General features: G+C 35.6%; 4 protein-coding genes. 2 read left to right on the forward strand and 2 right to left on the reverse strand.

Annotated elements, in window-relative coordinates; all coding sequences use genetic code 11:
• Both Q0L68_RS16095 and menD read left to right on the forward strand, forming a co-directional pair.
• Window positions 1-1,082, forward strand: a 1,082-nt coding sequence (locus Q0L68_RS16095; RefSeq protein ID WP_296705159.1) for a chorismate-binding protein, incomplete at its 5' end; no start/stop codon positions are given.
• Window positions 1,079-2,767, forward strand: a complete 1,689-nt coding sequence (gene menD, locus Q0L68_RS16100; protein ID WP_296705160.1) for a 2-succinyl-5-enolpyruvyl-6-hydroxy-3-cyclohexene-1-carboxylic-acid synthase — start codon at window positions 1,079-1,081, stop codon at window positions 2,765-2,767. The genes Q0L68_RS16095 and menD, both read left to right, overlap by 4 nt.
• Before the next feature lie 7 nt (window positions 2,768-2,774).
• Here the strand turns inward: menD and Q0L68_RS16105 are convergent, their stop codons facing one another.
• A complete protein-coding gene (locus Q0L68_RS16105; RefSeq protein ID WP_296705162.1) occupies window positions 2,775-3,893 on the reverse strand; it encodes a glycoside hydrolase family 16 protein in 1,119 nt (372 codons plus the stop codon).
• Window positions 3,894-3,960: 67 nt separating this feature from the next.
• Window positions 3,961-4,746, reverse strand: coding sequence for a helix-turn-helix transcriptional regulator (locus Q0L68_RS16110; RefSeq protein WP_296705164.1), 786 nt, complete (start codon window positions 4,744-4,746; stop codon window positions 3,961-3,963).
• Between the last annotated feature and the right edge of the window lie 375 nt (window positions 4,747-5,121).

Genomic DNA, 5,121 nt, shown 5'->3' on the forward strand with positions numbered 1-5,121 from the left:
ATAGAACTATTCAATCCAAAGTCACAATAAATTTAGAAGAACTAGATCCTGGTTTTATCATCCATCCTTTTGCTGACCAGGAAGATAAAAAAGCCTATTTTATCAAAGCCAACAATTATCTGAATATCCAATTAGATAATTCATTTGAAAAAGATGAATTGCCGGAATGGGCTAAAATCAGGCTGGGAAATGATCCTATACTATCTCCTGAAGAATTAAAATCTTTGCTTTGTAAACAACCACAGGCTATTCAAAATCCTGAGCATGACGAAAGTCAAGACAAAATGCATTTTATGCATTTGGTTGAAATGGGTGTGCAGGCCATTCTGGATGGAAAAATGGAAAAAGTAGTGCCTGCAAGAACGAAACGCATAGAAATTCCTGGTGATTTCAACTTGAGCTTAACCCTTTTAAGCCTGATGAACACCTATCCTTTGGCGTTTATTAATTTCTTCCATATTCCCCAAGTAGGAACTTGGATTGGTGCTTCCCCAGAGATATTAATTGAAACAAAAGGAGATATATTTTATACCATGTCTCTTGCTGGAACTCAACCAGCAGTGGGTGACAATCCATTAAAAACTGTTGCCTGGACCCAGAAGGAAATTGAAGAACAAGCACTAGTCAGCCGATATATAGTTTCTTGCCTGAAAAAAATCCGATTGAGAGAATATGAAGAACATGGGCCAAAAACAGTGATCGCAGGTAATTTATTGCACTTAAGATCTGACTTCAAAATTGACATGCAAGCCACAGGTTTTCCTCAATTAGGATCCATTATGTTGGATTTATTACATCCCACTTCAGCTGTTTGTGGAATGCCCAGAAAGGAATCTCATGAGTTTTTACAAGCTTATGAAGGTTTTGATCGTTCTTTTTACGCAGGCTTTATCGGACCAGTAAACATTCAGGATCAAACATCTATCTATGTCAACTTAAGAACTGCATCTCTGTCTGAAAAACAAGCAATTTTATATGCCGGTGCTGGTGTAACAGAAGATTCTGATCCAGAAAAAGAATGGGAAGAAACTGAGCTTAAATGTCAGATCATTGGTAAATTCATTCAAAATCCAAAAGTTTGATCCTGTCACATATTACCGAATTAGTAGCCATTTGTGCCAAAAAAGGCATTAAAAATGTCATTTTATCACCAGGTTCTCGCTGTGCCCCTCTTACACTATCATTTGCAAGACATCCCCAAATTCATACTAGGACAATTTCCGATGAGCGTTCAGCAGCTTTTATAGCTTTAGGAATGGCCCAACAATTAGAGGAACCAGTGGCCTTGGTTTGCACGAGTGGATCTGCTACCCTAAACTATTTTCCTGCTATTGCAGAAGCATATTTCCAACAAATACCTTTATTGATCTTAACATCAGACCGACCAAAAGAATGGATTGATCAATATGATGGGCAAACTATTTTTCAAGAGGAAGTATATGGAAAGCATGTCAAAAAGAGTTTCCAATTCCCAAATTTTATAGCAACTCCAGATGATCAATGGCTTGCTAGTAGAGTAAGTAATGAGGCAATAAATTTGGCAAAGGAATTTCCAGCAGGTCCTGTTCATATTAATATTCCTTTAAAAGAACCATTTTATCCTGTTAAAGAGGAGCAAATCATATTTCCCGATAAACCACGGGTTTTCAATCAAGCAAAAAGTTATTCTCAACTTACAGAAGAATCTTTGATGAAGCTTAAAAGCAGATTGGAATCAGTAAATCGAATTTTAATAATCGCGGGGCAACAAAGACCTAATATTCAGATTCAAGAGCAACTTATTAAACTTTCAGCTTCGCATCAGGTAGTTATTGTGACAGATACTATTAGCAATTTACAATCTGATTATAGTATCAATCTTCATGACCATTGGTTAAATTCTGATGTAATCTCAATTGACTTAAAACCTGATTTAATAATCAGTTTTGGCAAGTCTATTATTTCAAAAGCCTTAAAATTATTTCTTAGGAAAACTGATGCATCACATTGGCATATACAGCCTGACGGTAAAGCAAAAGACACATTCCAAAAATTGACTCGAACCCTTCCAACTTCTCCCTATACTTTTTTTGGATGGCTGAAAAATAATTTAAAACCTCAAAATGCTGAATTCTATAAGTCTTGGCATGGACTGGAACAAAAAATAAAAGATCATCTACCCTTAATTCTAGAATCTGAGGCATTTGGTGAATATTCTGCCTTAAAAATTGTCTTAGAAAAAATTCCTAATTCATCAAAAATCCATGTTGCAAACAGCATGTCTGTCAGATATCTAAATCTTCTTGGAAAAAGAAATCAAGAAATAATTTGCAATAGAGGAACAAGTGGAATTGACGGGTCAAATTCAACCGCAGTAGGATGTACTTTTACCACCAAGGAACTTGTTACATTAATCACCGGTGACCTAGCTTTTTTCTATGATAGAAATGCTTTTTGGCATAATTATACTATGCCAAATCTTCGAGTTATACTTTTAAATAATCATGCTGGTGGAATATTCAGGATGATTGATGGTCCAAAAAATCAGCCTGAATTGGAAGAATTTTTTGAGACAAAACAAAATCTCAACGCTCAGCATCTAGCTACCGAATATGGATTTTATTATTCTAAAGTGATCAATAAAGAAGAACTAAATAACTCTTTAAAAGATTTTTACTCAGAATCTCTTCATCCGAAAATTTTGGAAATAGAAACCTTGAGTGAAAGCAATGCCCAAATTTTAAAAACGATTAAAGAAAGAGTTTTAGAAGTCTTGAAGTCAAAGTAAAAACTGACTAATCTTCCTGAAAAACTCTTATATAATCTACTTTCATTTCCTGAGGAAAAACAGTAGATCCATCAGGACTACCAGGCCAGATTCCTCCAACTGCCACATTAAATATAAAGAACATTGGTTTATGGAATTCATCTAAACCTGCTGGAGTAATATCAATCACATGATACTCTTCTCCATCTAAAAGCCAAACAATCTTTTCTGGGTCCCATTCAATGGAAAACACGTGGAATTCGTCATTAAATATTCCAGTTGAAAGCTTCGTACTGCCTCCATAATTGGCATAACTTCCACCATTGTCCCAGTGAACTGTTCCATGTATTGTTTTATCACGATCTTCTGTAGACCCTCCTACCAATTCCATGATATCAATTTCCCCACATCTAGGCCAACTTACTTCATCGATATTTTCTCCTAACATCCAAAGAGCAGGCCAAAGACCTTGACCTTTGGGAAGAATAGCCCGAATATCAATTCTACCATAAGTAAATGATTGTTTTCCTTTGGTGATTAACCTTGAAGAAGTGTATTGCTTACCTCCCATACTTTCTCTCTTAGCAGTAATTATCAGATTCCCTTCAGCTACAGAGGTATTTTCTTTCTTGTAATATTCTAATTCCTGATTCCCCCAACCACAAAGTTCAGGACAACCATCTCCAATTTCAAAAGTCCAATCCTCCGAAATCGAAGAGGAATTAAATTCGTCTGACCATACTAGTTTATAGCCCTCATAGGATTCTGGACTAGTGTATCCTGAATTTGGATCCAAGCCCAAAGATGCCGCATTCATATTTATAAGCTTTGTATTTACCACAAAGATAGTTTCCGTCGAATGGGCTTGAACTACAATAGAATAGTCTCCTTTTTCAGTGTAGGTAAAAGTTGCTGAATTTCCATCTACTCTTTTTGGAACTTCACCTGGAGTTCCAAAACTGATTTTAAAAAAACTTGCATTTGTTGCGGAAAAAGTAGCCCTCACTTCTCCATCACCTAATTTTTCTACTTCGGTTACAAAGTTGGTGATAGTCTCAATCTTATCGTCAACCTCTTCACTACCAGAACAAGACGCTAATAGAAAAATACAAAAGAGAACAAAAAGGCTTTTTTTAATAACTTCCATTTATCGGATTTTTTGAATTAAAAATTAATATATAATCTAAATCCAAAAAATCATAAAATGTTTATTCTCAAACAGAAAAATCAGGAGAATTTACTCTCCCAATTTTTTGAATTAAATAAACCATCAGTCCTATCTGAAGTAATTCAGCCAAGGTCCAAGGGATTAATGCCAAAAATACACCTATCCCGCTGAACATTAATACTCCTGCTACCACCGTCAGTCCACCGATTACCATTCCCATTGATGAAAAGGCATTTTTGTAAGCTAAAAATCCAAAGCCAATTAAAACATAGCAAAAACCGAAGGAACTTACTTTAACTAGGTAATAATCATCTAAAGAAAATATTGATGAATTTAATGCCACCATATCTGCCAAGTACCAAATAATTGAAGCCACAATCATTATCCAGAAGCTGATTTTTAAAAGCTGATTTGGGAAAAGATTTGAAATTTTAAGCCAACCTATTCCAAAAACTACGTATCCGAAGAAGGAAATTGATTTTGCCGCAATAAAGCCTAATAGTCTAATTGAATACTCTCCCGACAAATACTCACCTTCCATAGCAATTTCAAAAATCGAAGCAAAAAAGTAGAGTATTCCACCTGCCATGGCTAAATACAAAATGGAAGGAACAGACTTTTTATTTTCCACTTCCCTTGTCTCATAGTTTTCTCGAATTCCCAAAGCTTCAAACAAAGCCTTAATAGTATAGCTCCTTGGAGTCACCTCCCCTGCCTCTATCCGCTGTATCGTACGGACATTCAGGTTACACATCTCTACTAACTCTTCCTGAGTCAATCCTTTTGCCTTTCTCATTTCAGAGATTTTCTTGCCAAGTTCTGGTTGTTTCATTTTATATAAGTTTTGATTAACCATGGCAATTTCTCTGATTGATTTTTGATAAAGGCCGAAATAGACTCGGTTTTAACCCGACATTTGCCCGACATTTGGGTAGTTGGCTAAAATAAGAGTTTTGGACCACAATCCCTTTTCAAACTGCATCCTACATTTTGTCTTTTTGGAATCCACTTTTACGGAATTCAAAAACCAAATTATCCTCATTGATACTTAATTGGTAACATATTTAATTTGAGTAAAATAAGTAGCAATACAATTGCTATGGTCCCGATACCCGCGATGCTATTAAAAAAATTTTGGGTCTGGTCTTGGTTTGAAATTAGTTTTTCCCCTGCCAAAAAGAGTAAATACCCTATGATTCCGCCAGTG

The sequence above is a fragment of the Algoriphagus sp. genome (genome assembly GCF_024642405.1).
GTDB lineage: Bacteria > Bacteroidota > Bacteroidia > Cytophagales > Cyclobacteriaceae > Algoriphagus.

Bases quoted from the DNA above. Each gene is read 5' to 3' on its own strand.
- Q0L68_RS16110 (WP_296705164.1), bottom strand. From the start codon at position 4,746: ATGAAACAACCAGAACTTGGCAAGAAAATCTCTGAAATGAGAAAGGCA.
- Q0L68_RS16105 (WP_296705162.1), bottom strand. From the start codon at position 3,893: ATGGAAGTTATTAAAAAAAGCCTTTTTGTTCTCTTTTGTATTTTTCTA.